The organism is Xenorhabdus kozodoii, assembly GCF_002632875.1.
Lineage (GTDB): Bacteria > Pseudomonadota > Gammaproteobacteria > Enterobacterales > Enterobacteriaceae > Xenorhabdus > Xenorhabdus kozodoii.
In genome coordinates this window covers 1-1,253 of the sequence record NZ_NJCX01000079.1, presented here as the reverse complement: position 1 = coordinate 1,253, position 1,253 = coordinate 1, and the positions used below count along the sequence as shown (strand labels likewise).

The following is a 1,253-nucleotide window of genomic DNA, read 5'->3' as shown; positions in this document are numbered from 1 at the left end:
ATTTAGGTAAACATTCGTTTCATATCCACTGCCAAGATAAGCAAGGTAATACCTTGTTACGTAAAAAGTTAACGCGTTCTAAGTTGACGGATTTTTTATCGACAAGCGCATCTGCCCTCGTCGTGATGGAATCTTGTGCAGGCGCGCATTTTATGGCGCGACACATTCAGAAGCTAGGTCATCAAGTTAAATTGATATCCCCTCAATTCGTCCGTCCTTTTGTTAAAAGTAATAAAAGTGACTTTATTGATGCGGAGGCTATTTGCGAAGCGGCTTCTCGACCTTCAATGCGCTTCGTAACACCGCGAACAGAAGAACAGCAGGCGATGTCCGCACTTCACAGAGTCAGGGACTCCTTAGTCAAAGAACGAGTTAAGACCACTAATCAGATGCATGCGTTTTTACTGGAGTTTGGCATCAGCATGCCTCGTGGTATAGCTGTGATAAGACGTCTAGCAACAGTATTAGAAGAGAATGAACTACCTGCTTACTTAGAGCGACTCTTATTACGCCAGCATGCACATTACCTGTATTTATGCCAGCAAATAAACGAAGTTGAACAGGAGTTAAAAAACCATCTTGCTAGCGATGAAACAGCGCAAGGGCTATTGACAATCCCGGGGATTGGGTTGATCACGGCGAGTTTACTTTCAACCAAGCTTGGCGATGGTAAAAACTTTAACAGTAGTCGAGATTTTGCAGCTTCTACAGGGCTGGTTCCTCGTCAATACAGTACAGGAGGGAAAAATACCCTAATGGGGATTAGTAAGCGTGGAGATAAAAGCCTTCGCAAATTACTTGTTCAATGTGCAAGGGTATTTATGCAAAAAAGAGAACATTATCCCGGGCGATTAGCGGATTGGGTGAAAATTCAATTGGAAAATCATCACTCTAATGTAGTGGCATGCGCCTTAGCCAATAAACTGGCACGGATCGCATGGTCACTTACAGCAAATAGAACAATTTTCAGTCAATAATTAAGCTAGCAAACAATACTAGCTTAATAAATTGAATTAATTAGTTACTTTCTGGTTTTGCGATGACAGATATTTGATGACATGAACGGCAGACCGACCTGTTGTTGAACCTGACATAAAAAATGGCTCAATGAAGCCGACGGCTTTTTCAAGGTTCAACAGGTGCGGAACTCATCGTGGCACGGGCAGTATGCTCATTAGATGCCGAATAGATTTAAGCAAGCCCACCATACATCAAAATTTGTGTTGCAAAAACGGGGGTGACCATAGATTTTT

The 1,253-nt window shown here is 42.4% G+C and carries 1 protein-coding gene; it reads left to right on the top strand.

Annotated features, from left to right (window positions below; genetic code table 11):
- The coding region (locus Xkoz_RS19145; RefSeq protein ID WP_099143513.1) for an IS110 family RNA-guided transposase at positions 1-977 on the top strand (977 nt) is incomplete at its 5' end.
- Positions 978-1,253: the final 276 nt, after the last annotated feature.